This is a genomic window from Candidatus Sulfotelmatobacter sp. (genome assembly GCA_035504415.1).
GTDB lineage: Bacteria > Vulcanimicrobiota > Vulcanimicrobiia > Vulcanimicrobiales > Vulcanimicrobiaceae > Vulcanimicrobium.
In genome coordinates this window covers 1-26,386 of record DATJRY010000019.1, presented here as the reverse complement: position 1 = coordinate 26,386, position 26,386 = coordinate 1, and the positions used below count along the sequence as shown (strand labels likewise).

Here is a 26,386-nt window from a genome sequence, read left to right as displayed (position 1 = left end):
GCGAATGGGTGCCTTTCGGGTCAGACGGCCGTCGGGGTGGGCAAGCCGAAGTCGTGCGGGAAATGTTTGAGGGCGCTCTCGACGGGCAGCGGCGTGAGCCCGCCCAGCGCGCACAGCGACGCGTCGCGCATCGTCACGCACAGGTCTTCGAGCAGCTCGAGGTTCGCTTCGACCCGCTCGCCGGCGAGGATCTTGTCGATCGTCTCGACGCCGCGCGTCGAGCCGATCCGGCACGGCGTACACTTGCCGCACGACTCGATCGCACAGAACTCCATCGCGTAGCGCGCCATCTGCGCCATGTCGACCCCCTCGTCGAAGGCGACGACGCCGCCGTGACCCAGCATCGCGCCGATCGCGACGAACGCTTCGTAGTCGAGCGGCGTGTCGAACTGCGCGGCCGGGACGTAGGCGCCGAGCGGGCCGCCGACCTGCGCCGTACGGATCGGCTTGCCGCTCGCGCTTCCGCCGCCGAAGTCGTGCAGCAGCTCGCGCAGGGTGATGCCGAACGCCTTCTCCACCAGGCCGCCCTGCTTGACGTTGCCGGCCAGCTGGAACGGCAGCGTGCCGCGCGAGCGGCCCATCCCGTAGTCGCGATAGAACGCCGCGCCGCGATCGAGGATGATCGGGACCGACGCGAACGAGACCAGGTTGTTGATGACCGTCGGCTTGCCGAACAGCCCTTCGACGGCGGGCAGCGGCGGTTTGAAGCGCACCATCCCGCGCTTGCCTTCGAGGCTTTCGAGCAGCGAGGTCTCCTCACCGCAGATGTACGCTCCGGCCCCCAGTCGCGTCTCGAGATCGAAGCGCTTGCCCGACTTCAGGACGTCGCCGCCGAGGTAGCCGCGCTCGTACGCGATCGCGATCGCGGCGTCGAGAATCCGCTTGGCCAGCGGGTACTCGGAACGAACGTAGATATAGCCCCGCGTCGCGCCGACCGCGACCGCCGCGATCGTCATCCCCTCGATGAGCACGAACGGATCGCACTCCATGATCATGCGGTCGGAGAACGTCCCCGAGTCGCCCTCGTCGGCGTTGCAGACGACGTATTTCTGATCGGCTTGCGCGCCGAGGACGGTCTTCCATTTGATCCCGGTCGGGAATGCGGCGCCGCCGCGGCCGCGCAAGCCGGAGTCGGTGACCGCCTCGACGATCGCGGCTCCGTCCAGCGCGAGCGCGTTGCGCAAGCCGCGATAGCCGTCGTGCGCGAGGTAGTCGTCGAGCGAGAGCGGATCGACGATCCCGGCGCGTGCGAACGTCAGCCGTTCCTGTTTGGCCAGATACGGGATCGCCTCGGTCGGGCCGTGGCCGAGGTGGTGCGGCGCCCCGGCCAAGAAGCCGGCGTCGAACAGTCCCGGCACGTCGCCCGGTTCGACCGGCCCGTACGCGACGCGCCCGAAGCGGGTCGCGACCTCGACCAGCGGCTCGAGGAAGCACATCCCGCGCGAGCCGTTGCGCACGACCCGCACCGCCGCGCCGCGCTTCTCCGCCTCGGCCGCGATCGCGCGCGCGACCCGTTCGGCGCCCAGCGCGTTGGCGGTCGTCTCGCGCGGCACGTAGACGGTCGTCATCGCGCGGCCTCGCGCAGCTCGGCGATCAGCACGTCGAACTTCTGCGGCGTCACCCGCGCGTGCACGTCGTCGCCGACGGCCACCGACGGCGAGCAGGCGCAGTTGCCCAAACAGTAGACCGGCAGCAAGGTGACCGCGCCGTCAGCCGTGTTCTGGTGGAAGTCGACGCCCAGCGACGCCTTCGCGTGCGCGGTCAGCGCGTCGGCGCCCATCGCCTTGCACGCTTCGGCCTGACAGATCTGCACGATGTGCCGCGCCGGCGCGTGGCGGCGGAAGTGGTGATAGAAGGTGACGACGCCGTAGACCTCGGCCCGCGTGAGGTTCAAGCCGCGCGCGATCTCCGGCAGCGCCGCGTCGGGCACGTAGCCGAGCGCGTCTTGCACGCCGTGCAGCACCGGCAGCAGCGCGCCGGGCAGCGCACCACGCTCGGCGAGGACGCGCGCGACGACGGCCTGCTGCTCGTCGTCCAGCTGCAGCTCGGCGACTTTCCGCGGCAGCGGCGCGTCGAGCAGCGAGATCACGTTCATGCTCTGGGACTCCCGGAAAAAGCGACGCCCGTCCAGTCCAGGACGTCGACACCGACCTCGGCGCCGGTGGCGAGCAGTCCCGCGCCCGGCGGGACGACGATCAGCGCGTCGGCGTCGGCCGACGTGCGCACCAGCGACGAGCACTGGTTGGGCAGTGGGCGCACGCGGAAACGCGTGCCGTCGTGCGAGAGGCGCCCGAACACCAGGAAGTGCCGATCGGCCTTGCCGCGCAGGGTGCCGTCGAGCACCGCGGCGACGTGCGGCGCGGCGACGTCGGTGCGGCCGCCCAGCCGCAGCAGCGCCGCGCGCACGAGCGCGGCGTACGCGACGTGCGCGGCGGCAGGATTGCCGGGCAGCACCGCGATCGCGGCCGCGCCGCGGCGCGCGAACGCGCTGGGCCGGGCCGGCCGCAGCGCGACCGACTCGAACGCGAACGTTCCGCCGGCGGCGCGCACCGCGCGCTTGGCGTAGTCGCGCTCGCCGGTCGACGCGCCGCCGGTCGTCACGATCAGATCGCTGTCGTCGAGCGCGCGCAACAGCGCGTCGCGCAACGGTTCGAAGGCATCTCGCACCCGCACGCAGCGCTCGACCTCACCGCCGTCGCGGCGCACGCAGGCGGCCAGCAACGTCGCGTTGCTGTCGCGGATCTGCCCGAACGCCGGCCGCTCGTCGACCGGCACCAGCTCGTCGCCGGTCGACACGATGGTGACCCACGGGCGGCGGTGGACGGGGACCACGGCGTGTCCGGCGGCGGCCAGCAACGCGGCGATCCCCGGCGTGACGACCCGGCCGGGCTCGAGCACGACCTCGCCGCGACGGGCGTCGTCACCGGGCAGAAACACGTGAGCGCCGGCGGCGACCGGTGCGCGCACGACGATCGTCGCGCCGCGGTCGTCGACCTCTTCGAAGGGGACGACCGCGTCGGCACCCGGCGGCAGCGCCCCACCGGTCGCAATCGCGGCGGCGGTTCCGGGCTGCAGCGGCGCCGGCGCCTCGCCGGCAAACGCCGTTCCGACCACGGGGAGCACCAGCGCTCCGGCGACCGCGCCGGTCGTATCGTCCGCGCGAACCGCGTAGCCGTCCATCCCGGAACGGGCGAACGGCACGAGGTCGTCGAGCGCTCGGATCGGATGCGCGACGATCCGACCCGCCGCGTCGGCAAGCGGGACGGACTCGGCCGGCACGGGCGCCAAACCGTTCAAGACCAAGCCGCGCGCGGCCGCAAGATCGACCCGCGCGGGCGAGGTCATCGCCGCAAGCATCCTTCATAGATACCATAGGCGAAGGCCCGACGCGACGGCGCATCGCCCATCGCGTCATAGACGCCGGCTATCAGCCGGCCGCGATCAGACCGTCGCGGGCTGCTTCGCCGGGTCCGGCGTCGTGCGCAGGTACGGCTTGATCGTCTTGTAGCCGGGGAACTTCTGCGCCGCTTCTTCGTCGCTCACCGCGCTGGTGATGATGACGTCCTCGCCTTGCTTCCAGTTGACCGGCGTTGCGACTTTGTAGTTGTCGGTGCGCTGCAGCGAGTCGATCACGCGCAGGATCTCTTCGAAGTTGCGACCCGTCGCCGCCGGGTAGGTCAGCGTCAGGCGCACTTTCTTCTGCGGGTCGATGACGAACACGGAGCGGACCGTCGCGGTCGCCAGCGCGTTGGGGTGGATCAGATCGTAGAGCTGCGAGACCTTGCGGTCGGCGTCGGCGATCAGCGGGAAGTTGAGCGCGGTGCCGCCGACCTCGGCGATGTCCTTGGCCCAGTTGCCGTGCTTGTCGGCGGGATCGACCGAGAGGCCGATGACCTTGACGTTGCGCTTGTCGAACTCGGGCTTGAGGCGCGCGGTCTCGCCGAGCTCGGTCGTGCACACCGGCGTGAAATCCGCCGGGTGCGAGAAGAGCACGACCCAACTGTCTCCCGCGTAGTCGTAGAAGTGGAGCGGACCCTGCGTCGAGTCTTGGGTGAAGTCCGGAGCGGTGTCTCCGAGCTGCAGTGACATGGATTCTCCTTACGGTTCCGGTGCTGCGATGCCGAGATGTGATGAAACGAAAAGACCCCCGCCGGTCGGCGGAGGTCTCGTGGTCGACGGTGCGTTCCGTCAGGCCAATGAGAAACCGGGCCGACCCGTTCGGGGGCGACAGAGACAGCAGCACATCGCGCTACGGCCGGTTTCGAACATCGCCTTCACGCTACCACAGCCCTCCGGGCACGGTCAAACGGCGCGGCAGGCTTGCCTGGTTACCCGGCGGAAGGGCCGAGCAAGGAGGCTCTCGTGTCAGGACGCCGCTCCCTCTGGATCGCCGGCGCGATCGTGGTCATCGTGCTCCTCTACGTCGTCGCGACGTACAACCGGCTGGTGCAGCTCGACCAGGCCGTCGACGCCCAGTGGGGTCAGGTACAGAACGTCTACCAGCGCCGCGCCGATCTGGTGCCGAACCTGGTCGCCACGGTCAAGGGCGCGGCCAACTTCGAGAAGAGCACCTACCTCGCCGTGACGCAAGCGCGTGCCGCCGTCGGCCAGCTGCCCGCCTCCGCGGTGCAGAACGCGCTGAGCGATCCCCACGCGTTCGCGCAGGACGCGCAAGCGCAGGACCAGCTCGGCGCCGCGCTCTCGCATCTGCTGGTCACGGTCGAGAACTATCCCGACCTCAAGGCGAGCCAGAACTTCCTCACGCTGCAGTCGCAGCTGGAGGGGACGGAAAACCGCATCGCCGTCGAGCGCAAGCGCTACAACGACGACGCGCGCGCGTTCAACACGGCGCGCGCGACCGCGCCGACGGTCTTCATCGTCGGGTTGTTCGGCGCGCAGTTCGCGCCCAAGCCGTACTTCGAAGCGCAGCCGGGCGCGCAAACGGCGCCGACCGTCAACTTCTCGCCGTGAACCGCCGCGACCGGGAGCGCATCCAAGCCGCGCTGCTCCGCGCCGAGACCGGGACCTCCTCGCGCTTGGCCGTGCGCATCGTCCCCGACGCCACGCTCGACGCGTTCGAGCGGGCCAAGGACGAGTTCCTCAGCGGCGGCCTGCACACGCACCCCGGCGCGAACGCGGGGCTCATCTTGGTCGCGCCCAAGGCGCGCGCGTTCGCGGTCCTCGGCGACCGCGCGCTGCACGAGCGCGTCGGTCAGCCGTTTTGGGACGGGCTGGTCGCGGAGATGAGCGCCGCGTTCAAGACGCGCACGCCGGCCGATGCCATCGTGCTCGGGATCGACCGCCTCGGCGCCGCCTTGCACGAGCACTTCACCGAGGCGACGCCGTGATCGGGCTGGTGCTGCTCGCCGCGCTGACGATTCCCCCCGCGCCGACGCAACACGTGACCGACACCGTCGACGCGCTCAGCGCGCCGACGCGCGCCGCGATCGAAGGCGACCTGCGGGGGTTCGAGACGCAAACCGGCCACCAGGTGATCGTCTGGATCGGCGACACGACGGGCGGCGTTCCGCTCGAAACCTGGACCTCGGACACCGCCGAGCGCTGGAAGATCGGCCGCAAAGGGAAGGACGACGGCGCGATCCTGTTCGTCTTCATGCGCGACCACGCAGTACGCATCGAAGTCGGGTACGGCTTGGAGTCGAAGCTGACCGACGCCCAGTCGGCGCAGATCATTCGGGACGATATCTTGCCCGCGATGCGGCACGGCGACGTCGACGGCGCGGTGCGCGGCGGCGTCGATCACATGTTGGTGGTCATCGACCCGGCCGCCGCCTCGGTCTTGGCCGCGGCGCCCTCACCGCCGCCGTCGTCCGGCGACGACGACGGTTGGGGCGAAGGCTTCGCGGCGCTGGTCTTCTTCGGACTGATCGTCTGCATCGTGCTCGCCGTCGTCGTGACCATCGTCCGGCGCGGGAAGCCGCGCGGCGATTGGCTCGACGCATTCCTGATGTCGAGCGCGATGGGGCCGGCGAGCGGATGGGGCGGCTTCGTCGGCGGCGGCGGTGGCGGCTTCGGCGGCGGCTTCTCGGGGGGCGGCGGCGGGTTCGGCGGAGGCGGCGCTTCCGGCCATTGGTGAGGCCGCGGCGATCAGCCGCCCGAGAGGGCGCCCAGGATGAGCAGCGGTTCGGCGCCGGCGGCGACCGCGGCCGGCAGGGGTGCGTCCGCCGGTTCGTGCGAGATGTCGCGCTCGCACGCGAAGTAGCGCACGTACGGGCGACGGCGCAGCGTCGCGTGGTCGCGGATCGTTCCGCGCAGCATCGGGTAGCGCGCTTCGAGCGCGTCGAGGACCGCGGCCGGCGTCGGCTCGCCGCTCAGCTCGAGCTCCACCTCGCCCGGCAGCCGCGCCAGCGCGCGCAGGTTCGCCGGCAGCACGACGCGGATCACGGCAGCGTCTGCACTTCGACCGAGAGCACCGCGGGCAGGTCGCGCACGATCGCCGACCAGCTCTCGCCGGCGTCGGCGGAGGCGTACACCTGGCCGCCGGTGGTGCCGAAATAGACGCCGCAGGCGTCGAGCGTGTCGATCGAGGTCGCGTCGCGCAGCACGTTGACGTAGCAGTCGCGCTGCGGCAAGCCGTTCGTCAACGGCTCCCACTCGTCGCCGCCGGTGCGGCTGCGGTACACGCGCAGCTTGCCCTCGAGCGGGAAGTGGTGCGAATCGCTCGCGATGGGGACGACGTACACGGTCTCGGGTTCGTGCGCGTGGACCTCGATCGGGAAGCCGAAGTCGGTCGGCAGGTTCCCGCTGACCTCGCGCCACGACTCGCCCGCATCGTCGCTGCGCATTACGTCCCAGTGCTTCTGCATGAACAGCGTCCGCGGGCGCTCGCGGTGCATCGCCAGGCGATGGACGCAGTGCCCGACTTCGGCGGTCGGGTTGGGGATCTGCTCCGAGCGCAGCCCGTTGTTGATCGGCTTCCAGCTCGCGCCCGCGTCGTCGCTGCGAAACGCGCCGGCGGCCGAGATGGCGGCGTACATGCGCCGCTCGTCGGACGGATCGAGCAGGATCGTGTGCAGGCACATCCCGCCGGCACCGGGCTGCCAGTCGGGACCGGTCCCGTGCCCGCGCAAGCCCGGCAGCTCCGCCCACGTCATCCCGCCGTCGGTCGAACGAAACAGCGCCGCGTCCTCGACGCCGGCGTAGACGGTGTCGGGATCGGTCAGCGACGGTTCGAAGTGCCAGACGCGCGCGAACTCCCACGGGTGCGGCGTGCCGTCGTACCACTGATGCGTTCCCGGCACGCCGTCGTACGCGAACTGGTTGCCGACGGGCTGCCACGTCGCGCCGCCGTCGTCGGAACGCTGGACGACTTGGCCGAACCAACTGCTGCTCTGCGAGGCGTAGATGCGGTTCGGATCGGCCGGCGAGCCTTTGACGTGGTAGATCTCCCAGCCGGGGAAGTGCGGTCCCGCGACCGTCCAGTCACGGCGCGCGCCGTCGGCGGTGAGCACGAACGCGCCCTTGCGCGTCCCGACCAGGACTCGAACGCTGCTCATGCGGCGTCCCTTCCACTCCGGTCAGCGGCGGTCCCAGGGCGGCGCCGGGTAGACCGGCTTGGCGTTGGCGACGGAGGGCGGCCAGACGGTGACCAAGTGCTGGTTCTGGATCTGCTGCACGATCATCGGCTTGGTCATGTTGACCCCGCGCTTGTCGAAGGTGATCGGGCCGTAGAACGTCATGACGTTCAGGTCCGCCAACGCGGCGCGTACTTTCTCGGGGTCGAGCGAGCCGGCTTTCTCGAGCGCGTACTGAAAGGCCAGGCACGCCGCGGTGCCGTCCGCGTTGTGGTAGTCGGCGGGCCGGTGATAGACGCGCTGGAACGCCTCGCTGTACTCGGCCGGGGTCTGGTAGAAGCCGGGCACGCCGCGGTACTTGACCGAGATCGACCACTGCGAGCCGCCCAGCACGTCGTTGGCGTCCTTGCCCAGCGCCGCGACGAAGTCGGGCGTGTCGGGTCCGACGGAGTATCCGTACGCGCGCGCCTCGACGTTCTGGTCGTGCAGCGACTTGGCCATCAGCAGCGCGTCCTCGAAGTGACCCGCGTTGAGGATCACGTCGGGGTTGCTCGCGTGCACGGCGGTCACGATCGACGAGACGTCGGTCGCCGCCGGCGGATACTTGTTGTCGTAGACGACCTTGAGACCGTGCGCGGTCGCGTAGTCGGCGGCGCCGGACGCCACGTCTTGCGAGAAGGCGTCGCTGGCGTAGGTGATCGCGATGGTCTTGGGCGCCGGACGCTGCGCCAGCACCATGTCGATGATCCCGGTCAAGTACTGCTTGCCCGGCGTGAGCACGCCGAACGAGTAGGTGAAGCCGGAGGTGAACAGGCGCTCCGCCGCGCCGTTGCCCTGCACCATCGGGATCTTCTTGCGCTCCGCGATCTGCGCGACGGTGAACGTCGTGCCCGTCCCGTACGGTCCGAGCAAGAAGTTGACGTGATCCTGATCGATCAGCCGGGCTGCCAGCTGGGCCGCGTTCTCCGGCTGCGACTCGTCGTCGTAGTACTTGATCGCGACCCGATAGCGGGTCTTGCCGACGTGCAGGCCGCCGTGATCGTTCACGTAGGTCTGCCAGAGGTCGTAGCCTTCCTTGGTGAGCTGACCCTCGCGCGAGAGCGTCCCCGTCATCGAGATGGCGGCGCCGAAGGTGACCGTCGGCGGATCGGCCGAGGTGGCCGCCGGGGCGAGCAGCGCGAGGGTTGCGAGCGCGGACAGGGCGAGGATGCGGGCACGAGCCATCATGCGGACCTCCACTTAGCGGAACGCTGCGTGACCGCCGCAGCAGGCGGCAACACCCGGAAACGCGGCGCAGGCGTTGCCTGCCAACAGCCGCGCGCGCTCGGCCCGATCGAGCTCGAGCGACGGCGCTTCGATCACCGCCCGCGGCGCGGGATCGCCGATCGGGAACGGATCGTCGGAGCCGAGCATGATCCCGTCGGGACGCGCGACGCGCAGCAGCGCGCGCAACGCCTCGGGATCGAAGACGACGCTGTCGAAGTAGAGCTGTGCGAAGCCCGCGCGCGGATCGGCGACGCTCTCGCCGGCGGCGCGCAGCACGTCGTAGTTGCGCGCCAGCCGCCCCAGCACGGCGGGCAGCGCGCCGCCGCCGTGCGCGACGACCAGCTTGAGGCCGCGATGGCGCTGCGGCACGCCCGCGTAGAGCAGCCGGCTCATCGCGAGCGCCGTCTCGTTGGGGCGCGCGACCGCGTTGGCCAAGCCGAAGTCGTGGATGCGCGCGTCGTCGCCGCCGCCGGCGTAGACGGGGTGAACGAAGACGGGAACGCCGAGCGCCGCGGCCTGCGCCCAGAACGGCTCGAGGTCGGGATCGTCGAGATCGCGGCCGGCGCCGGCGATCCAGGTGCCGATCATCGCGCCGGCGTGTCCCGCGGCGACGGCCCGCGCCAGCTCGGCGGCCGCGAGCCGGCCGTCTTGCAGCGGCACGGTCGCCAGCGGCAGGTACGCGACGTCGGCGCTCGACGCCGCTGCGAGCGACTCGGCCAGCCCGTCGTTGAGGAGCGCGCTCCAGGCCGCGCCTTCCTCGGCCGGCAGCGAATAGCCGAACAGGTCCAGCCAGCCGCCGTTGAGCTGCACCGCGATCGCGCTTCCCGCCAGCTTCTGCGTGCGCTTCTCGAGCGCGATCAGCCCCGGCGCGACCGGCCGCGTCCAGGGCTCCTCGCCGATCTTGAAACGGACCGCGCCGCCGGCGGCCTCCTCGGCCTGACAATGCGGGAACGCGCGGCGCGTCGCTTCCTCGCGCACGCGGCGCAGCAGCGCCGCCGGCACGTGATGCGCGTGGACGTCGACGGCGGGCGCGCTCACGCCAGCAGCTCCAGCACGTCGACCGGCGTCACCGGGACGTGCGCGATTCGCGCGCCGCCCGGCGCGAGCGCGTCGTTGATCGCCGCGACGACCGCGGCCGGCGTGGTCATGTAGCCGCCTTCGCCGACGCCTTTCTGGCCGAAGGCGGTCAGCGGTGAGGGCGTCTCGTGCTCAACCATCTCGACGTGGGGTACCTCGTACGTCGTCGGCATCAAATAGTCGGACAGCGCTTGGGTGAGCAGCTGGCCGTGCTCGTCGTACTGGAAGCGCTCGTAGAGCGCGGCGCCGATTCCGTGCGCGATCCCGCCCAACACCATGCCGCGCACGATGTCGGGATTGATCACCGTGCCGCAGTCGTGCGCCAGCGCGTAGCGGTGGAACGCGATCCGGCCGGTGTCGCGATCGATCTCGATCGCGACGACGTGCGCGGAGAACGACTGGCACGGATACATCCGCACCACGCCCTCGGCCGTCGGCAGCGTGCCGCCGCCTTGGACCTGCTGCACGAACTGCGCCTGCAGCCCCGGCTCCATCCCCGGCGGCAGCAGATGGTAGGCCGTGTGCGCGATGCGCGCGATCTCGGCCCAGCTCACGTTGGCGGCCGGGTCGGCGATCCGCCGCACCGTGTCGGCGTCCCAGGCGCACTCCTCGGCGGCGGCGCCGAGCCGGTGCGCGGCGATGCGCAGCATCTTGTCCTTGAGCTTGCGCGCGGCGCCGAGCGCGGCGTCGCCGAGCACGATCGCCATCCGGCTCGCGACCGGGCTCTGCGAGGGCAGCCCGGCCAGCGAGTCGGCGTGGATGACGCGAATGCGGTCCGGCTCGACCCCGAACGCTTCGCCCAAGATCGTCGAGACCAGCGTCTCGTGACCTTGGCCGGAGGTCGCGACGCCGATCTGCGCGCTGATGGTGCCGGTGCGGTCGATCTTGACCTGACAGCCCTCGGGGAACGTCGTCGACTCGTTCTTGGGGTTGAAGAGCGCCTCGAAGATCGCGTTGCCGCCGCCCGGCTCCAGACACGTCGCGACGCCGACCCCGCGTAGGCACCCGTCCGCGCGACCCGCATCGCGCCAACGCAGCAGCTCGTCCAGCCCGGCGCAGTCGACGGCCTTGCCGAGCACGACGCCGTAGTCGCCGCTGTCGTACGGCGTCCCGCTGGGGATCACGTACGGAAAGGCGTCGGGCGGAATGAAGTTGCGCCGCCGCACTTCGAAGCGGTCGATGCCGACCGCCTCGGCGACGCGGTCCATCGTCAGCTCGATGGCGAAGTTGGTCGGCGCCTGCCCGAAACCGCGCACCGCGACCTGGCTGCACTTGTTGGTGACGACCGCGATCGCTTCGTACTCGACGCTGCCGATCGTGTACGGGCCGACGATCGCGCCGACCGGTTTGCCCATCTGCAGCGGCGAGCGGCCCGGATAGGCGCCTTCGTCGTCGAGCGTGCGCATCTTCATGCTGCGCACGACGCCGTCGTCGTCGAAGGCGACCTCGACGTCGAAGATGCGGTCGGGGCCGTGCATGTCCCCGCCGCGCATGTTCTCGAGCCGGTCCTCGACGAACTTGACCGGCACGCCGAAGCGCCGGCTCAGGTACCCCGCCAACACCCCGTGCTTGATCCCGCGCTTGACGCCGTAGCTGCCGCCGACGTCGACGTCGAAGTGCACGCGCACCGCGTTGAGCGGGATGCCCAGCGACTGCGCCATCTGCTCGGGAAACTGCGGCATCTGGATCGACGCCCACACGTCGAGCAGGTTCGTCCCCGCGTTCCAGGCCGCGACGACCGAGAAGGTCTCGATCGGCACCGTCGCGCTGCGGTGCCACCGGTAGCGCCCGCGCAGCCGGTGCGGTGCGCGCGCGAAGTCACGCTCGACCTCGCCCCAGCGAAAAGTGCGCCGGTAGACGACGTTGCTCGGGTGCGCGGCGTGCGTCGGGGGCGCGTCCGGCTCGATCGCGCGTTCGGGATCCAGCACGGCCGGAATCTCCTCGAACGTCACCTCGACCAGCTCGGCGGCGTCTTCGGCGATCGCGCGCTCGGACGCGACGACGGCCACGACCCACTCGCCGGCGTAGACCGTCTGCTCGCCGGCCAACGGGTACCAGGCGATCTCGGGGACGTCGATGTACTGCCGCAGCGGCTTGCACGCCGCGCGCAGCTCGGCCCCGGTCGCGACGCCGAGCACGCCCGGCACCGCCAGCGCGGCGCGCACGTCGACGTGCACGATGCGGGCGTGCGCGTACGGGCTGGTGACGACGGCGACGTGGTGCAGGTGCGGCAGCGTCACGTCGGCGGCGTAGCGGCCTTGCCCGAGCACGAAGCGGCGATCCTCGACCGGCCGGCGCTTCTTGCCGACGAAGCGGCGCGCCGCCGTGCCGACCGGCGGCTCCGCGAGGATCATCGCGCGTCCGCTCCGCGCGCCGCGAGCTGCACCGATTCGACGATCTGCTGGTAGCCGGTGCAGCGGCAGAGATTGCCGCCCAACGCGGTGCGAATCTCGTCCTCGCTCGGCGCCGCGTTCTCGCGCAGCAGCTCGGTCGCGGCGATCAGCATCCCCGGCGTGCAGAAACCGCACTGCAGCCCGTGGCAGGCGACGAACGCATCCTGCAATGGCGAGAGCGTGGTGCCGTCGGGCGAGAGCCCTTCGACGGTGGTGACCTGCGCGCCGTCGACCTGCACCGCGTAGAGGATGCACGAGCGCACCGCGGCGCCGTCGAGCAGGACGGTGCAGGCACCGCACATCCCGTGCTCGCAGCCGAGGTGCGTCCCCGTCAGCTGCAGATCGTCGCGCAAGAAATCCGCCAGGCTGCGGCGGGCGGGGACGCTGGCGCGGTGCTCGCGCCCGTTGAAGGTCACGGTGACGGTGTGGCGGGCGCTCATAGCCGCGCCCAGGCGAGCCGCAGCGCGCGCGCGAGCAACGGTCCGGCGATCGTGCGCCGATACGCGGCGGTCGCGTGCAGGTCGCCGTCGGGATCGATCGCCGGCCCGGCCGCCGCCACCGCGTCGGCGAACGCGCTCGCGCCGTCGCGCCCGGCGCACAACGCCGCTTCGCTCGCGCGCAGACGCACCGGCGCGCCGCCGACGCCGGCCAATCCCAACCGCGCCTCGCGGACCCGGCGGCTCTCGCGCTCGACGTCGAGCTGCACGGCGGCCGCGACGATCGCGAAGTCGCCCTCACGGCGCGCCATCTCGGCGAAGCCCGTCACCCGCACCGCGCCCGCCGCCGGAGGATGCGCACCGAAGCGCACGCCGACGACCAGCTCGTCGGCCGCGAGGTCGGTGGCCAGATATCCCTGATAGAAGTCGGCGACCGGCGCTTCGCGCGCGCCGCGCGGGCCGGCGATCTCGACCACCGCGTCCAGGCACACGGCGACCAGCGGGATCTCGGCGGTCGGGTCGGCGTGGACGACGCTGCCGACGACGGTGCCGCGGTTGCGCGTGTGCGCGTGGCCGACGAACGGCAGCGCGTCGCGCAGCAGCGGCAACCGGCGCGCCACCAGCTCCGAGCGTTCGGCGTCGCGCTGTCGCACGGTCGCACCCACGCGCACCCATTGCTCGCGTTCCTCGATCGCGTCGAACCCCGGCAGCGCGTTGACGTCGACCAACAGCGCGGGGCGCACCAGCCGCATGTTGAGCAACGGCCCCAAGCTCTGTCCGCCCGCGATGACCTTCGCTTCGCCGTTCGCGCCGGCCAGCGCGGCGAGCGCGGCCGCCAGCGAGTGCGGCCGCACGTAGTCGAAGTCGACCGGTTTCACGCGCGCGGAAAGCCCAGGATCGGCACCAGCAGCTCGGAGGTCATCGAGACGGTCAGCGGGCCGTCGCGCTCGGTCTCCGCCTTGAGCGCGTGCCAAGCCGGATCGGCGCCGAACGCCTTCCAGGCCGCTTCGCGCGCCGCGTCGTCGGCGAACGCGCAGACGTACACGACGTCGCCGGGGCGGTCGCGATCGCGCCAGAAGTGTTCGATCCGAATCCCGGCGCGCGCGAAAATCGCCAGCGTGCCGTGCTCGAAGCGGTGCAGCAGCGCGTCGGCCTTGCCGGGCGCGGCGACGTAGCGGCGCAGCTCGTAGACCACTACGACGCCTCCGGGGTGCGCGAGCGGCCGCGCTTGGAGAGTCCGCCGATCCCCGCGTCGACGGCGGCGTCGAGGGCGGCCGACGCTTCCGCGGCCGCGGCCAGCACGGCCGCGCGCAGCTCGGCGCTGTTCGCGCGGAACCGGTTGACCGGCAGACACACCGCGATGGCCGCCGCCACGGTGCCTTTCTCCGGCCAACGCACCGGCGCGGCGACGCCCGCGACGGCGTCGCGGAAACCGCCGCCCGGGTTCTCGGCGTACCCGTGCGCGCGCGTGCGGCGCACCTCGGCGAGGACGCGCGCGGGGTCGCGCGGGCGCGCCTGCCCGTAGGCGGCGATGCTGCGCTGGATCAGCACCTCGACCTCGTGGTCGGGCCGGCTCGCCAGCAGCACCTTGCCGGCGGAGACGCCGTGCAGCGGCAGCGCTCGCCCGAGTACCGAGGTGGCGATCACGGGCAGCTGGCTGTCGAGCTTGTCGACGACGATCGCGCGATCGGCTTCGAGGACGGCGAGGTAGCAGGTCTCGCGCGTCGACGACCACAGCCGGCGCAGGGCCGGTCCGCACGCCTGCGAGAGCGAGACGCCAGCGCGCGCCTGCGCGATCAGCGAACCGCACATCGCGCCGAATCCGTAGTGCGCGGTCAGCGGATCGCGCGTGACGTAGCCGCGCGCGACCAGCGTCGCGAGCATGCGATGCGTACGCGGCTTCGACATGCTCAAGTCACGGCTGATGCGCGAGAGAGGCTGCGGCGCGCCGGTCCGTGCGAGGAACTCGAGGATGCTCAGGGCGTCGTCGATCGTCTGTAAGCTCGCCAAACGCCGCCTCCGACTCGCGCGCGCAGAATGGCCTCACGGTACGCCACCGCCGATCGAGGAGTCAATCGAATTCCGCTGATCGGAACACGACCCCGGCCGTTCGCCCCGCGGCTGCGGCGAGCCCCGGTCGGCGGCGTGTGCCGCCCACGTGGCATGGGAAGCATGAGCGCATGAGCCGCGCCTTCACCAAGGAGCGCGACGACGTGCCGGAACCCGAGGTCGTCCCGCCCACCCGCCAACCGATCAGCCACGCGCCGCCGGAGGACCGCAGCCGCGTCGGTTACGGCGCCACCGTGACCCTGGACGGCGCGGCCGAGGGCAGCCAGTCGACCTTCACCATCGTCGCCGAGGACGCCAGCGACGTGCGGGCCGGCAAGATCGCCTTCGACTCGCCGCTGGCGGTCGCGATCGTGGGAAAGAAAGTCGGCCAGCGCGGGGTGTGGCACCGGCCGGCCGGCGACAGGACGGTCGTCGTGCGCTCCATTCGCTACGACTGAGGCCGCCTGGTTCCTCAAGTCGGCCCGCGGCCGACCCGATGGAAAGGTGAGAGCCCCTCGTCGCCAAGGGATGGAGATGCACGCAGCCACGCCGCCGCCGGCCGACCTCGCGGACGTGATCGGACCGATCGAGCGAGCCGTCGTCGCCGACCGCGTGACGGGGCTCGCCCGGGTGCTGGCCCAGTTGGAAGCCGCCGGCGCCTTCGCCGCGGACCTGTTTCCGGCGGCGAGCGCGGACCACTACCAGCGGCGGCTGATCCACCGCGATCCGCACGACCGCTTCGTCGTCGTCGGCATGACCTGGGAGCCCGGTCAGGCCAGCGCGCTGCACGACCACGCCGGCCTGTGGGGCGCGGAGATCGTCGTGCGCGGCACGATGGAAGAGACGGCGTTCCGCCTGCTCGACCGTGACGTCGAAGGCCGCTACAAGTTTCGCTGCCAGGGCGAGCACCTGGCTCCGCCGAGCTGCGTGGGAATCCTGATCCCGCCGCTCGAGTACCACTCGTTCCGCAACGTCGGGACCAAGACGGCGCACACGGTGCACGTCTACGGCGGCGCGTTCGAGTTCTGCCGCGCGTTCTCGGTCGACGACGCCGGCTGGTGGCGCGCCGCGCGCGTCGACCTCTCCTACGATGCCTGACCGCTCGGTCGTCATCGCCGGCGGCGGCGCCAGCGGCGCCTTGCTCGCGGCGGCGCTGATCCGCGGCGGCCTGCGCGCGCCGATCACGATCGTCGAGCCCGGCGAACGGCTGGGCGCCGGGATGGCGTACGCGACCGACTGCCCCCTGCACCTGCTCAACGCGCCGGCGCGCGCGATGTCGGCCTTCGCCGACGACCCCGACCATTTCGTGCGCTGGCTGGCGACGCACGCGCCCGAGCACGCCGGACCGCAGAGCTTCGCGCCGCGCGGCGTCTACGGCGCGTATCTGCACGCGATCGCGACGCGCGCGCGCGCCGTGGCGGGAGCGCGGCTCCAGCACCGGCGCGCGCTGGTCGTCGACGCGGAGATCGACGATCAGGGCGTGCGCGCCGTCTGCTCCGACGGCGCCACGCTGCGAGCCGACGCGCTGGTGGTGGCGACCGGCAACGCCGAGCCGGCGGCGTGGCCGCGGCTGGGCAGCGGGGCCGAGCTCTCGCCGCGCTTCTTCCGCTCCGCCTGGGCGCCCGGTGCGCTGGACGCCGAATCGGACGAGACCGTCGTGCTGCTGGGCACCGGGCTCACCGCGGTCGACGCGGTGCTGGGCCTGCGCCATCGCGGACACCGCGGCACGATCGTCATGGTTTCGCGGCGCGGTCTGCTGCCGCACGAGCACCGCTTGTTCGACGCGCCGCCGGCCGCCGCGCCGGAAGCGGAGACCGCGCGCGACCTGCTCGACGCGATGCGTACGCTGGCCGACGACGCGCGTGGCGTGCGCGCGGACTGGCGGGTCGCCGTCGATCGCGTGCGGCCGCGCGCCAACGTGCTCTGGCAAGCCCTCTCGCTGGCCGAGCAGCGCCGCTTCGTGCGCCACGTGATGCCGTACTGGAACGTGCACCGTCATCGCGTCGCGCCGGAGGCGGCGAAGCTGCTGGCCGAGCTGTTCGCGGCCGACACGCTGCGCACGCTGGCCGGCCGCACCGGCGAGATCGCCGCCACGCCGGCCGGCTTGCGCGTGCCGATTCGCCTGCGCGGCAGCGACGAGCAGATCGTTCTCGAGGCCGCGCGGGTCGTCAACTGCAGCGGCCCCGAGCACGATTTCCGCCACCTGGCGAACCCGCTGATCGCGCAGCTGCTGGCGCGCGGGACGATGACGCCGTATCCGCTGCACATCGGCGTGCAGGTCGCGCAGAACGGCACGCTCATCGGTCGCGACGGGGCCGCGCAAGCGCGCGTCTACGCGCTCGGTCCGGTCCGGTTCGGGACGCTGATCGAGACGACGGCGATCCCCGAGATCGCGCTGCAAGCGCGCGAGCTGGCCGCGCGCCTGATGGGCGAGGAACCGGTCGCGCTGGCCGGGTAAGACCCCGGCGAGATGCTGCGCCCCCTGGTCCCGGTACTGCTCGCCGCGGCGGCCGCCGCGAGCGGTCCGTTCACCGTGACGGCCGTCTCGGGGACGCCGCAGAGCGCGTGGGGATACGTCGCCAGCGACAAGGCGGCGTACGACGCGCAGTTCCCCACCCCGCTGGTCGTGCAGCTGCACGGAGCGCACCAACGTCACGCCGCGGTACGCTTCACCTGCGTCACCCGCGGCTGCGTCTTGCCGCCCTCCGATCAACCCGACGAGGTGACGCGCGTCGATCCGCAGGCGTACGACGTCAAGAGCGACGATGCGGGCAAGGCCACCATCTCGCTCACGATCGAGCTGGTGCAGCCGGGCCCGGCCGTCGTCCAGGCCGCGCCGGTCGTCAACGGACGCCCGCGCACCGGCGGCGCCGCGCGCTTCGTGCTGACGATTCGCTAGCGGTTACAGACCCGTCGCGCGCTGGATCGCGAGCGACGAGAGCGCGACCGCGACCCATAGGATGCCGCCCAGCGCCAACGGCCGCGCGCCCGCTTTCACCAGTCGCGCGAGATCGGTCTGCAGGCCGATCGCGGCCAGCGCGACCGAGATCAGGAACGTCGCCAGCTCGGCGACGGCCGCGTGCCAGGCGGCGGGAATCAACCCGGCGCCGCTGGCCAGCGCGGCGACCAAGAACCACAGGATGAACCACGGCACGATCTGCCGCCACGGCAGCCGCCGGCCGCCGGCGCCGAGGCGCCGCGCTCGCACGATCGCGATCGCCGCGACCAGCGGCAGGATCAGCGTCGCGCGCGTCAGCTTGACGATCGTCGCGTGCGCTCCGGCTTCGTGCCCGTAGACGTAGCCTGCGGCGACGACCGACGAGGTGTCGTTGATCGCCGTCCCCGCCCACAACCCGAACGCGTCTTGCGAGAGGTGCAGCGCGTGGCCGATCGGCGGGAAAACGAACACCGCGACCAGGTTGTAGAAGAACACCGTCGCGATCGCCAGCGCGACGTCGGCTTCGTTGGGCTCGATGACGGCCGAGACGGCCGCGATCGCCGAAGCGCCGCAGATCGCCGTGCCGCAGCCGACCAGGGTGCGCAACGTCCCGGCGATGCCCAGCGCGCGCCCGACCAGCGGCGCCAGCACGAGCGCGACCGCGACCGTCCCGAGGGTCACCGGCAACGTGCCCAGCCCCGTCTGCACCACCGTCGCCAGCGAGAGTCCGAAGCCCGAGAGCACGATCGCGGCCTGCAAGACCGACCGGGCCGAGAACGCCGTTCCCGGCCGCAGCACCAGGGGCAGCGGCCGCACGGCGCGGAGCAGCGCGCCGAACACCAGCGCGAAGACCGGCGCGCCGACGACCGGCGCCGCGTGCGCGCAGACCACGGCCGCCGCGGCGATGACCGCCGAGGCCACGAGCCCGGGCAGCACGGCCGCCGCCTTGATCGTCTTGAGCAACGGGATTCGTCTTCCGGCCAAAACCGCGCGATTTCCCGCCTGAACGCGCTTCCGCACGGGTACGAGGCGGGCGATGGCGACGCGCGCGCTTCGGCTGCTCAAGGAAACCTGGTCGCGGTTCGGCGCCGACAACGCCTCGCTGCTGGCGGCCGCCATCGCCTACTCGACCGTTTTCGCGATCGCGCCGCTGATCGTCATCGCGATCGCGATCGCCGGCGAGGTCGTGGGGTTGGCCGACGGCGGCCACGGTCACCACGTCGCCGAGAACCAGATCATCTCGACCATCGGGCTGGGCGCGGGTGCCCAGACCGCGCAGCTCGTCCGCTCGCTGGTCGACACCAGCTTCGCCAGCCGGCAAGGCTCGTTGATCGCGCAGACCGCCGGTTGGGTGACCTTCGCGCTGGCGGCATCCGGATTGTTCCTGACGCTCCAATCGGCCATCAACATCGTATGGCGCGCGAAACCGCGGCAGCACGGCATCTGGCTGACGCTGCGCAATCGGCTCGTCTCGGCCGCGATGCTGCTGCTGATCGGCGTGGGCCTGTTGCTGACGGTGTGCGTCGACGTCGCGCTGGCGTTCTTCACCGCCCACCTCGCGACGGTCTTGCCGTTCTTCGGTTCGCCCGTCGCGGCGAGCGCCGTCAGCTATCTGGTCGACGTCGTGCTGATCGGGCTGATGTTCGCGCTCGTCTACAAGGTGCTGCCCGACGCCCACGTCTCCTGGCGCGACGTCGAGGTGGGCGCACCCGTCACCGCGCTGCTGTTCGTCGCGGGCGAAGCGCTGCTCAGCTTGTATCTCGGCCGCGCCGGCATCGCCAACGCGTACGGCGCCGTCGGCTCATTGGTCGTGCTGCTGGTCTGGGTGTACTACTCCGCGATGCTGTTCTTGTTCGGCGCGGAGTTCACGCGCGTCTACGCCGACCTGCGCACGGCGCCGGTCGCGGTCGCGGTTCCGGCGCCCGCGGCCTGACGCGCTCAGCGCTTCGGGCGCTGCGTCGAGCGCAAGATCGCTTCGGCGGCGCGGGTGACGTCGTCGGCGGTGCGCGGCGGCGGCGATTTCACCAAGCGAACGTGCGGACGGCGTGGACGGCGCTTGGGCACACGCAGATCCCCGAGCTTGATCGCGCACAGCACGGCCACGACCGCCACGATCGCCAGCGTCACGAGCGGGACGAAAAGGTCGCCGGTGCCGTGCGCGGGCCACGTCCACGGATGCAGGGCCAGGACGATGATGATGCCCGCGATGACGAGGATACGCGGCCGGATCATGGGCGGGCGGTCTTCGCGGCGGCCGGGTGCGGCTCCGCTTGCCCCGGCTCGCTCACATCGGCGTGCAAGCCTGCAACTGCGCCTGGTAGTAGGCGTCGATGGCGGAAATCGTCGTCGCGTCGCTGATCAGCATGCCCCAGTCGATGTAGTTGCTGGCCAGCGAGCTCGACGAGGTCGCGTTCGAGGAGCCGTACCACACCTCGCCCGGTGAGGTCGAGGCGATCAGCACCTTCTCGCTGCCGGTGCTCACGTTGCTGCAGAAGGTGATGTTGTACGGTGGGGCTTTCATCGTCGCGATCAACTGCTGATCGGACGAACCGGTCTCGTCGCTGCCGACCAGGATCACGTTGACGGCTGCGCCGTTCTGCGCGGCCGTTTCCAGCGCCGAGACGACGTTGCTCGCGCCGCTGCTGAACGATTCGGTCATGAAGTGCACCTGTGCGCCCGCGCCGGGGTTGAGCCCGGACAGGAAGCCCGCTTCCATGGCGAGCGAGTTCGACTTGAGCGTGTCGAGCGTCCCGGAGGCGGAGCTGACGGGGTCGAGTTGGAGCGCGCTCTCGATGGCCGTGAAGTCGGCCGGCAGCGTGTCTTGGATGATCACGTCGTCGGTCGGCTCCGAGCCGCTCGCCTCGACCCAGTTGTGGCCGTCCAGATAGGCGATCCCGTCGACGACGGCGAGCTTGGCGTGGATCGGATTCGTGCTGCCGGTACCGGGGTCGATCACGATCGTCGCGCCGTCGGCCTGCAGCTGCGCGAGATCGCTCGCGTTCGACCCGCTGTCCTGTTCTTGCGGGAACACGACGACGACGCTGGCGTGGCTCTTCGCCGCGGCGTCGAGCGCTTGGAATGCGACCGTCGTGAAGACGTACGCGCTCATGCAGATCGAACGCGCCGACCGGACGGTGGCGAGAAACGCCGTCGTCGTTGTCGGGCTGATTCCCGGCGTGGTCGCCGCCTGCGCCTGCTGACAGACGACGGCCGGATTGGCGGTCGGCGCCGGGCTCGGCGTCGCCGTCGGCGTGGCGGTCGGGCTGGCGGTGGGCGTCGCCGTCGCGTGCGGGGTCGCGCTCGGAGACACGCTCGCGCCCGGCGAGCCGCTGGGCACCGGCGTCGCCGTCGGCGCCGGAGCGGCTGGCGCCGGCGACCCGCCGCCTCCGCCGCTGCACGCGATCAGCACGAGCGGGAGCACCGCGGCGAAAAAGAGACGACGCGAACGCACGGACATCATCGACAACACTCTATCGGGAAAGAGGCAAGAGAACGCGAAGCGCGCCCGGTCGCATTACAGTGACCGGACGCGCTTCATCCAGGACGGAGGACCCTTAGTGGCGCGGTACCGCCGCGGGGCGTCTGACCGTGGAGGTCGGCTTGTGCTTGATCGCCGACGGCGACACCGGAATCCCGGTGAGGTTCACGTCGTCGACCCAGTAGTAGCCGTAGTCCTTGGCGCTGTAGCCCTTGGTCCAGATGCCGACGTAGAGCTCATATGTGCCGCCGGCATAGGCCGACCAACCGGCGCTCGGCGCAAGGCCCGTCAGCGCGCGGAACGACGAGTCCGGCGTCGCCTCGTTGTTCTCGTGGTAGATCACATCCACGAACTGTCCGTTCGTGTTCAGCAGCATCACCACGAAGTCGAAGTACGCCGAAGTCTCGTTCGTTTGCTGGTACACGTTCATCGACAGCGTCGGCGAGCTCGGGATCGTCACCGTTTGGCAGAGCCCGTTGTAGTAGAAGCCCTCGATGTTGGAGTTCAGAATGCCGGCGAACTGCGCGGAGTAACTGTCGCCGCTCGCCGTGGGCACCGTCGAGACGGTGGGCAACGGCGAGTACGTCCCGGTCGTCGGCGTCGGCAGCGGAGCGCCGCCGGTGGCGATGATCGCCGCCGGAGTCGCGCCGGAGGCCGGGGTGTAGCTCGGATTCGGGCTCGGATACGGCGCAGCAGTTGCGGCCGCGCTGGCCGTGCCGTTGTATGCGCACTGCGTCCAACCGTTCGTTCCCGGTACCGGCGTCGCGCTGCCGTAGTTGTACGCCACGACGCTGTCGCTGGCGAACGCCGGATCGGCGATGACGTTGGTCGGTGTCGGCGCGACGGTCGGCGAAGCCGTCGCGGTGGCGGTGGCCGTCGCGGTCGCGGTGGGAGTCGCGGTGGGAGTCGCGGTCGGGGACGCCGTCGGCGTGTGGGTCGGCGTCGCGGTCGGACTGGCCGTCGGCGTCGCGGTTGCGGTCGCGGTGGCCGTCGCCGTCGCCGTCGCGGTGGGCGTCGGCGTCGGGGTCGCCGCCGCGATCCCGACGATCGCGAAGACGTCGCCGGTGGCCGGCAGCGTCAGCCCGCTGCTGTTGGCGCTGAAGCTGAGGTACGTTCCGCTCACCGTCGCCGGACCTTCGTAGGTCGTGTTCCAGTCGCCGGTGGTCGCATCGTAGAGCGCGATGTAGTAGTTCGTCCCGGCGGTCACCGAGGTGACGTTGACCTGCCAGGTGGGACCGCTGCTGAACCCAACCGACGTCGCCGGCGAGGGCAGCACCTCGTAGTAGACGATGGCGCCCGAGGCGTCGGCGATCTTGCGCACCGCTTGCGCCCCGCGACGGCTGCCGGCGGCCGCGGTGACCGAGCCCGGGGGCGTCGTCGACTCGGTGACGTTCAGCGCGGTGGCCGTCGTCGATCCGCTGGGTGCGGGGAAGTGAATCGAGGCCGTGGTCCCGGCGAGCGCCGGCATCGTGATCGCGGCGCCGCTCGAGGAGAGTGCCCCCGAACCTGCCGTCGGCGTCGGGGCCGGGCTGGGGGTCGCCGCCGGGCTCAAGTTCTGCGGCGGCGTCGTGGACTGGCCGCATGAAACGGCCAGCGCGAGCGATGCAATAGCCAACATCGCTCGCCCGGTAAGCATCCTCATATGGAGAGCTCCTCGGAAGAGAACTGCGGTGGGGGTTCGCGCGGGGAATCCGCCTGCCTCTTTGCCCTACGGGGTGAGGTTCCGCTCTCCAAATGTGCTCGTTAGAACAAATTTAGGACGCCCTTAGGCCAGTCTTAAGCGCCCGCGGGCGGCTTGACGCGAGCGCGCCGCGGTGGTAGGGTCCCTTATACCTAATTCGTTAGGTACGCCGCCGTGGGAGGCCCTCGATGGCTCGCAAACGATCCGTTCCGCTCACCGAGGCGGAACAGCGGCTCATGGAAGTGATGTGGCAGCTGGGAGCGGCCAGCTTGGGGCAGATCGTCGATGCGATTCCCCTCGCGGACCGGCCGGCGCACAACACGGTGCAGACGACCTTGAAGATCCTCGAAACGAAGGGCTACGTCGAGCACCGCGCACAGGGACGCGCGTTCGTCTACTCGCCGCTCGTCGACCGCGAGACGGCCGCCCGCACCGCGCTCACCTACGTCACGCAACGCTTCTTCGGCGGCTCACCCGCGTCGGTCGCGCTCAACCTGATCGACGACGCCGCGATCACCCCGGAGCAACTCGACGAGCTGCGGCATCGCATCGACGCCGCGAAGCGAGCACAACGATGACCGCGCTCACCCTCACCGCTCTGCTCAACGGCGTCTGGCAAGGCGCGCTGTTGGTCGCGCTGGTCGCGCTCGCGTTGCGCTTGTGGCCGCAGCGCAACGCGGCGACGGCCTGCGCGCTGTGGACGGCGACGTACTTCTTGGTGGCGGCGTTGCCGCTCATCGACGTCGCGACCGCGCATCCCGCGCAGGCGCTCGCGGCGAGCGTCGCCGTGCACCGTGCCGGGTTCGTCATCAGCCGCGCGGCACCGTTCACGGTGCTGCTGTGGACGAGCGCGGCGGTGGTGCTGCTGGTGCGGCTGCTGTGGCGCTTCGCCGTCGTCCTCGAGCTCAAGACCGATGCGAAGCCGCTCGACGCGCCCGGAGCCGCGCTCGACCTGCGCCGCGGCCGTCCGGTCGCGCTCGGCGCCTCGGCACGCGTGCGCGTCCCGTGCGCCATCGGCTTCGTGCGACCGATGATCGTGGTGCCGACCGCGCTCGCCGACGCGCTCGAACCGGCCGACCTGACGCGCGTGATCGTCCACGAGCACGCGCACCTGCGGCGCTACGACGACTGGCTCAACGCGGCCCAGCGGATCGTCGGCGCGCTCCTCTTCTTCCATCCCGTGCTGCACTACGTCGCGCGGCGCATCGACTTCGAGCGCGAGGTCGCCTGCGACGACGTCGTGCTGCACGCGATCGGTCATCCGCTCGCGTATGCCGAGTGCCTCACGAACATCGTCGACCGTCAGCTGCGCGGCCGGCGCATCGCGGTCGTCCCGGGCTTCTTCGTCGGCCGCAGCCAAGTGCTGGCGCGCGTCGATCGCCTGATCGACGCCAGCCGCGACGTCTCGCCGCGCATCGCCGCCTCGGGCCCCTTGCTTGCCGCCGTTTTGCTGTTCACCGCGTTTGGCTTGGCGCAGCTGCAGATGCCGGTCGTCGCGGCCCCGACGGCCTTTCAGCCGCCGCGCTGCACCGAGGGCGCGGACGCCGCGACGACGGCGGCCGCCCGGATCCAGCCGCGCAGCGTCAGCAGCGCGCAGGTCAGCGCGATCAACGACGCCGCCGTCACGGTGAGAACCGCGAGCACCGAGTAGAGCGGCGCGCCGGTCCGCAGCGCGATGCGCATGAAGGCGCCCGCCAGCGCCGCGGCGGGGAACGCCCAGCCCCACATCGCCACGTTGTACGGCTCGCCGTAGCCGATGCGCCACATTCGGGCGACCAAGATCGCGCAGAACAGCGCTTTGAAGGCGAACAGCAGCACGAACGCGTCGACGACGCCGCCGTTCAGGGTGAACCACGCGTTGGCAAACACGGCCGGCGAGGAAACCAGGATGCCGAGCTGCGGCGCCATCCGCCGCGGAAGCCGGGGCTCGACGACCAGCAACCGGTACATCGTAAGCGGATAGAGCGCGAGCCAGCACACGAACGCCGCCGCGAACGAGAACCACGCGAGTTGGACGACGCCCAGCGCCGCGGCCGGGTACACCGAGACGGCGTTGCCGACGACCGGCAACAGCAGCGCCGGCGTCAGCTCGACGTCTTTGAGCCCGGTCTCGATCCAATGGCCGAGCAGGTAGATCAACAGGGCCATACCGCCCAGCGCCGCGACCGCCCACAGCACGAGCGCCACGGCGGGCTGGTACCGGACCAGCGCCGCCGAGGTCACCGAGAGCGCGATCGCCAGCGTCCCGTAGTAGCTGGCGGTAATCGCGACATGGCTCTCGGCCCGCAGCTCGTCGGGATGCGCGGCGATCCGTCGCGCCCAGCGCAGCAGCAGCAGCGCGAAGGCGGCGATCCCGCCCAGAACGAGCGCCTCGCCGATGACGGCCGGGACCGCCCAGGCGTCGGCGGCGAGCCGCCAAGCAAGCCCGAGCGCGATGATCCCCATGATCGCGGTGAAGGAGGCGAGCGGCACCGGGCGCGAGGCCCAGAGCCGAGGCAAGCCGGCGGACGATTCCATGTGGCAACAATAGCACCCGCGGACGGGTTCTACGGAGCGTATGGCAACCGCAACCGAACGCGCCGTTCTTGCCGGTGGCTGCTTCTGGGGCATGCAAGACCTGCTCCGTCGCATCCCCGGCGTCATCTCGAGCCGCGTCGGCTACACCGGCGGCGACGTCCCCAATGCCACCTATCGCAACCACGGGACGCACGCCGAGGCGATCGAGATCATCTTCGATCCCAGCCGCGTGAGCTATCGCAGACTGCTCGAGATCTTCTTCCAGATCCACGACCCCACGACGCTGAACCGTCAGGGGAACGACCGCGGGCTGAGCTATCGCTCCGCGATCTACTACACCACCGACGAACAGAAGCGCATCGCCGAAGAGACGATCGCCGACGTCGACGCCTCGGGCCTGTGGCCCGGCAAGGTCGTCACCGAAGTCGCCCCCGCCGGCCCCTTCTGGGAGGCCGAGCCGGAGCACCAGGACTACCTGGAGCGCTATCCGCAGGGCTACACCTGCCACTTCGTGCGCCCCGACTGGGTGCTGCCCGAGCGCGCCTCCGCCAAGCTCTAGCACGCGGCGGTTTTCGGGGAAACGGGCAGCATGGACTTGACCAAAGAATATCCGCGCAGCCCCAACGAGATGATGGCGGGCATCGTCTCGTTGCCGCGCGTGATCGACAAAGCGCACGCCAACGCCGACGGCACGCTGGGTGAATACGACGTCGACTGCCCGCACGACCGGCCGGTGCTCGAGCTGCTGGGCGTCGACTTCAACACCTTCGCGGCGAAGATCAAAGAGCTCGGTTACGACGACGCCAAGATCGAAGCGTGGGCGAAGTCGCTGTTGGCGAAACGCTCGCCGGAAGCGATCGCGGCGTTCAACCGCGAGCGCCGCGCGTGGGCGCCCGACGATCACTCGCGAGCCTACTTCGACAAGATGAAGGCCGAGGTCGCGCCGAACCGCCCCGACGTTACCACCTGGTTCCAACTCCTGGACCTGGACGAGAAGCGCGCCGCCGGAGCGGCG

29 protein-coding genes and 1 pseudogene are annotated in these 26,386 nt (G+C 71.1%); 12 read left to right on the top strand and 18 right to left on the bottom strand.

What is annotated here, in order from left to right; genetic code table 11:
• Positions 1-20: 20 nt before the first annotated feature.
• From VMD91_16680 to VMD91_16665, 4 genes are all read right to left on the bottom strand, one after another.
• A complete protein-coding gene (locus VMD91_16680) occupies positions 21-1,568 on the bottom strand; it encodes an NADH-quinone oxidoreductase subunit NuoF (GenBank protein ID HTW85707.1) in 1,548 nt (515 codons plus the stop codon).
• Entirely contained in the window at positions 1,565-2,095 is a 531-nt protein-coding gene (locus VMD91_16675) for a formate dehydrogenase subunit gamma (GenBank protein HTW85706.1), read from the bottom strand. Before VMD91_16675 ends, VMD91_16680 begins: the two co-directional genes overlap by 4 nt.
• Complete coding sequence (gene glp, locus VMD91_16670; protein ID HTW85705.1) at positions 2,092-3,345, bottom strand: gephyrin-like molybdotransferase Glp; 1,254 nt, start codon at positions 3,343-3,345, stop codon at positions 2,092-2,094. Before glp ends, VMD91_16675 begins: the two co-directional genes overlap by 4 nt.
• A gap of 96 nt (positions 3,346-3,441) precedes the next feature.
• Entirely contained in the window at positions 3,442-4,089 is a 648-nt protein-coding gene (locus VMD91_16665; protein HTW85704.1) for a peroxiredoxin, read from the bottom strand.
• A 273-nt stretch (positions 4,090-4,362) separates the two neighbouring features.
• Here VMD91_16665 and VMD91_16660 point away from each other — a divergent pair, with 273 nt between their 5' ends.
• Genes VMD91_16660 through VMD91_16650 form a run of 3 tightly spaced genes read left to right on the top strand, consistent with a single transcriptional unit; the run spans position 4,363 to position 6,097 of the window.
• The gene (locus VMD91_16660; GenBank protein ID HTW85703.1) at positions 4,363-4,971 is read left to right on the top strand and encodes a LemA family protein; all 609 of its coding nucleotides are present in this window, start codon (positions 4,363-4,365) and stop codon (positions 4,969-4,971) included.
• Positions 4,968-5,348: a TPM domain-containing protein gene (locus VMD91_16655; GenBank protein HTW85702.1), complete on the top strand. Its 381-nt coding sequence runs from the start codon at positions 4,968-4,970 to the stop codon at positions 5,346-5,348. Before VMD91_16660 ends, VMD91_16655 begins: the two co-directional genes overlap by 4 nt.
• The gene (locus tag VMD91_16650; protein ID HTW85701.1) at positions 5,345-6,097 is read left to right on the top strand and encodes a TPM domain-containing protein; all 753 of its coding nucleotides are present in this window, start codon (positions 5,345-5,347) and stop codon (positions 6,095-6,097) included. The genes VMD91_16655 and VMD91_16650 overlap by 4 nt, the downstream gene beginning before the upstream one ends.
• 11 nt (positions 6,098-6,108) lie before the next feature.
• Here the strand turns inward: VMD91_16650 and VMD91_16645 are convergent, their stop codons facing one another.
• The 9 genes from VMD91_16645 to VMD91_16605 are packed head-to-tail and all read right to left on the bottom strand — an operon-like array spanning position 6,109 to position 14,718.
• The gene (locus VMD91_16645; protein HTW85700.1) at positions 6,109-6,405 is read right to left on the bottom strand and encodes a MoaD/ThiS family protein; all 297 of its coding nucleotides are present in this window, start codon (positions 6,403-6,405) and stop codon (positions 6,109-6,111) included.
• Entirely contained in the window at positions 6,402-7,517 is a 1,116-nt protein-coding gene (locus VMD91_16640; GenBank protein ID HTW85699.1) for a hypothetical protein, read from the bottom strand. Before VMD91_16640 ends, VMD91_16645 begins: the two co-directional genes overlap by 4 nt.
• A 21-nt stretch (positions 7,518-7,538) precedes the next feature.
• Positions 7,539-8,762 carry an amino acid ABC transporter substrate-binding protein gene (locus VMD91_16635; protein HTW85698.1) on the bottom strand — a complete coding sequence of 408 codons (1,224 nt, stop codon included), beginning with the start codon at positions 8,760-8,762 and terminating at the stop codon, positions 7,539-7,541.
• 12 nt (positions 8,763-8,774) lie between these two features.
• Positions 8,775-9,839: an amidohydrolase family protein gene (locus VMD91_16630; protein HTW85697.1), complete on the bottom strand. Its 1,065-nt coding sequence runs from the start codon at positions 9,837-9,839 to the stop codon at positions 8,775-8,777.
• Positions 9,836-12,232 carry a xanthine dehydrogenase family protein molybdopterin-binding subunit gene (locus tag VMD91_16625; GenBank protein HTW85696.1) on the bottom strand — a complete coding sequence of 799 codons (2,397 nt, stop codon included), beginning with the start codon at positions 12,230-12,232 and terminating at the stop codon, positions 9,836-9,838. Before VMD91_16625 ends, VMD91_16630 begins: the two co-directional genes overlap by 4 nt.
• A complete protein-coding gene (locus tag VMD91_16620; GenBank protein HTW85695.1) occupies positions 12,229-12,711 on the bottom strand; it encodes a (2Fe-2S)-binding protein in 483 nt (160 codons plus the stop codon). The genes VMD91_16625 and VMD91_16620 overlap by 4 nt, the downstream gene beginning before the upstream one ends.
• Entirely contained in the window at positions 12,708-13,586 is an 879-nt protein-coding gene (locus tag VMD91_16615) for an FAD binding domain-containing protein (protein ID HTW85694.1), read from the bottom strand. Before VMD91_16615 ends, VMD91_16620 begins: the two co-directional genes overlap by 4 nt.
• Positions 13,583-13,903: an NIPSNAP family protein gene (locus tag VMD91_16610; GenBank protein ID HTW85693.1), complete on the bottom strand. Its 321-nt coding sequence runs from the start codon at positions 13,901-13,903 to the stop codon at positions 13,583-13,585. Before VMD91_16610 ends, VMD91_16615 begins: the two co-directional genes overlap by 4 nt.
• The gene (locus tag VMD91_16605; GenBank protein HTW85692.1) at positions 13,903-14,718 is read right to left on the bottom strand and encodes an IclR family transcriptional regulator; all 816 of its coding nucleotides are present in this window, start codon (positions 14,716-14,718) and stop codon (positions 13,903-13,905) included. The genes VMD91_16610 and VMD91_16605 overlap by 1 nt, the downstream gene beginning before the upstream one ends.
• Before the next feature lie 170 nt (positions 14,719-14,888).
• Here VMD91_16605 and VMD91_16600 point away from each other — a divergent pair, with 170 nt between their 5' ends.
• The 4 genes from VMD91_16600 (at position 14,889) to VMD91_16585 (ending at position 17,656) form a co-directional block, all read left to right on the top strand.
• Entirely contained in the window at positions 14,889-15,215 is a 327-nt protein-coding gene (locus VMD91_16600) for a GreA/GreB family elongation factor (GenBank protein ID HTW85691.1), read from the top strand.
• Positions 15,216-15,291: 76 nt separating this feature from the next.
• Positions 15,292-15,855, top strand: coding sequence for a cysteine dioxygenase family protein (locus VMD91_16595; protein ID HTW85690.1), 564 nt, complete (start codon positions 15,292-15,294; stop codon positions 15,853-15,855).
• Complete coding sequence (locus tag VMD91_16590; protein HTW85689.1) at positions 15,848-17,215, top strand: FAD/NAD(P)-binding protein; 1,368 nt, start codon at positions 15,848-15,850, stop codon at positions 17,213-17,215. Before VMD91_16595 ends, VMD91_16590 begins: the two co-directional genes overlap by 8 nt.
• Before the next feature lie 12 nt (positions 17,216-17,227).
• Positions 17,228-17,656, top strand: a complete 429-nt coding sequence (locus VMD91_16585) for a hypothetical protein (protein HTW85688.1) — start codon at positions 17,228-17,230, stop codon at positions 17,654-17,656.
• 3 nt (positions 17,657-17,659) lie between these two features.
• On the opposite strand, the gene VMD91_16580 is transcribed toward VMD91_16585, so the two are convergent.
• Complete coding sequence (locus VMD91_16580; GenBank protein ID HTW85687.1) at positions 17,660-18,658, bottom strand: putative sulfate exporter family transporter; 999 nt, start codon at positions 18,656-18,658, stop codon at positions 17,660-17,662.
• 73 nt (positions 18,659-18,731) lie between these two features.
• Here VMD91_16580 and VMD91_16575 point away from each other — a divergent pair, with 73 nt between their 5' ends.
• Positions 18,732-19,628, top strand: a complete 897-nt coding sequence (locus VMD91_16575) for a YihY/virulence factor BrkB family protein (protein ID HTW85686.1) — start codon at positions 18,732-18,734, stop codon at positions 19,626-19,628.
• Positions 19,629-19,633: 5 nt separating this feature from the next.
• Here VMD91_16575 and VMD91_16570 read toward each other — a convergent pair whose 3' ends face one another.
• The 3 genes from VMD91_16570 to VMD91_16560 all read right to left on the bottom strand — a co-directional run bounded on the left by VMD91_16570 (position 19,634) and on the right by VMD91_16560 (position 22,815).
• On the bottom strand, positions 19,634-19,927 hold the full coding sequence (locus VMD91_16570; GenBank protein HTW85685.1) for a hypothetical protein: 294 nt from the start codon (positions 19,925-19,927) through the stop codon (positions 19,634-19,636).
• A 52-nt stretch (positions 19,928-19,979) separates the two neighbouring features.
• The gene (locus VMD91_16565) at positions 19,980-21,146 is read right to left on the bottom strand and encodes a hypothetical protein (GenBank protein ID HTW85684.1); all 1,167 of its coding nucleotides are present in this window, start codon (positions 21,144-21,146) and stop codon (positions 19,980-19,982) included.
• 103 nt (positions 21,147-21,249) lie between these two features.
• Positions 21,250-22,815 (bottom strand): hypothetical protein, encoded by a 1,566-nt coding sequence (locus VMD91_16560; GenBank protein HTW85683.1) that lies wholly within the window; start codon positions 22,813-22,815, stop codon positions 21,250-21,252.
• A gap of 227 nt (positions 22,816-23,042) precedes the next feature.
• Between VMD91_16560 and VMD91_16555 the strand changes: the two genes are divergently transcribed.
• Positions 23,043-23,432 (top strand): BlaI/MecI/CopY family transcriptional regulator, encoded by a 390-nt coding sequence (locus tag VMD91_16555; protein ID HTW85682.1) that lies wholly within the window; start codon positions 23,043-23,045, stop codon positions 23,430-23,432.
• Positions 23,429-24,103 (top strand): annotated as a pseudogene (locus VMD91_16550) (M56 family metallopeptidase). The gene VMD91_16555 and the pseudogene VMD91_16550 overlap by 4 nt, the downstream one beginning before the upstream one ends.
• 263 nt (positions 24,104-24,366) lie before the next feature.
• Here the strand turns inward: VMD91_16550 and VMD91_16545 are convergent.
• Entirely contained in the window at positions 24,367-25,326 is a 960-nt protein-coding gene (locus VMD91_16545; GenBank protein ID HTW85681.1) for a hypothetical protein, read from the bottom strand.
• A gap of 85 nt (positions 25,327-25,411) precedes the next feature.
• Between VMD91_16545 and msrA the strand changes: the two genes are divergently transcribed.
• Both msrA and VMD91_16535 read left to right on the top strand, forming a co-directional pair.
• Positions 25,412-25,930 carry a peptide-methionine (S)-S-oxide reductase MsrA gene (gene msrA / locus VMD91_16540; GenBank protein HTW85680.1) on the top strand — a complete coding sequence of 173 codons (519 nt, stop codon included), beginning with the start codon at positions 25,412-25,414 and terminating at the stop codon, positions 25,928-25,930.
• Positions 25,931-25,960: 30 nt separating this feature from the next.
• The coding region (locus VMD91_16535; GenBank protein ID HTW85679.1) for a DUF5069 domain-containing protein at positions 25,961-26,386 on the top strand (426 nt) is incomplete at its 3' end.

Coding starts and splice junctions, on each gene's coding strand:
- msrA (HTW85680.1), top strand. CDS start 25,412: ATGGCAACCGCAACCGAACGCGCCGTTCTTGCCGGTGGCTGCTTCTGG.
- VMD91_16575 (HTW85686.1), top strand. CDS start 18,732: ATGGCGACGCGCGCGCTTCGGCTGCTCAAGGAAACCTGGTCGCGGTTC.
- VMD91_16600 (HTW85691.1), top strand. CDS start 14,889: ATGAGCCGCGCCTTCACCAAGGAGCGCGACGACGTGCCGGAACCCGAG.
- VMD91_16560 (HTW85683.1), bottom strand. CDS start 22,815: ATGAGGATGCTTACCGGGCGAGCGATGTTGGCTATTGCATCGCTCGCG.
- VMD91_16555 (HTW85682.1), top strand. CDS start 23,043: ATGGCTCGCAAACGATCCGTTCCGCTCACCGAGGCGGAACAGCGGCTC.
- VMD91_16620 (HTW85695.1), bottom strand. CDS start 12,711: ATGAGCGCCCGCCACACCGTCACCGTGACCTTCAACGGGCGCGAGCAC.
- VMD91_16675 (HTW85706.1), bottom strand. CDS start 2,095: ATGAACGTGATCTCGCTGCTCGACGCGCCGCTGCCGCGGAAAGTCGCC.
- VMD91_16590 (HTW85689.1), top strand. CDS start 15,848: ATGCCTGACCGCTCGGTCGTCATCGCCGGCGGCGGCGCCAGCGGCGCC.
- VMD91_16680 (HTW85707.1), bottom strand. CDS start 1,568: ATGACGACCGTCTACGTGCCGCGCGAGACGACCGCCAACGCGCTGGGC.
- VMD91_16570 (HTW85685.1), bottom strand. CDS start 19,927: ATGATCCGGCCGCGTATCCTCGTCATCGCGGGCATCATCATCGTCCTG.
- VMD91_16595 (HTW85690.1), top strand. CDS start 15,292: ATGCACGCAGCCACGCCGCCGCCGGCCGACCTCGCGGACGTGATCGGA.
- VMD91_16625 (HTW85696.1), bottom strand. CDS start 12,232: ATGATCCTCGCGGAGCCGCCGGTCGGCACGGCGGCGCGCCGCTTCGTC.
- glp (HTW85705.1), bottom strand. CDS start 3,345: ATGACCTCGCCCGCGCGGGTCGATCTTGCGGCCGCGCGCGGCTTGGTC.
- VMD91_16665 (HTW85704.1), bottom strand. CDS start 4,089: ATGTCACTGCAGCTCGGAGACACCGCTCCGGACTTCACCCAAGACTCG.
- VMD91_16585 (HTW85688.1), top strand. CDS start 17,228: ATGCTGCGCCCCCTGGTCCCGGTACTGCTCGCCGCGGCGGCCGCCGCG.
- VMD91_16640 (HTW85699.1), bottom strand. CDS start 7,517: ATGAGCAGCGTTCGAGTCCTGGTCGGGACGCGCAAGGGCGCGTTCGTG.
- VMD91_16635 (HTW85698.1), bottom strand. CDS start 8,762: ATGATGGCTCGTGCCCGCATCCTCGCCCTGTCCGCGCTCGCAACCCTC.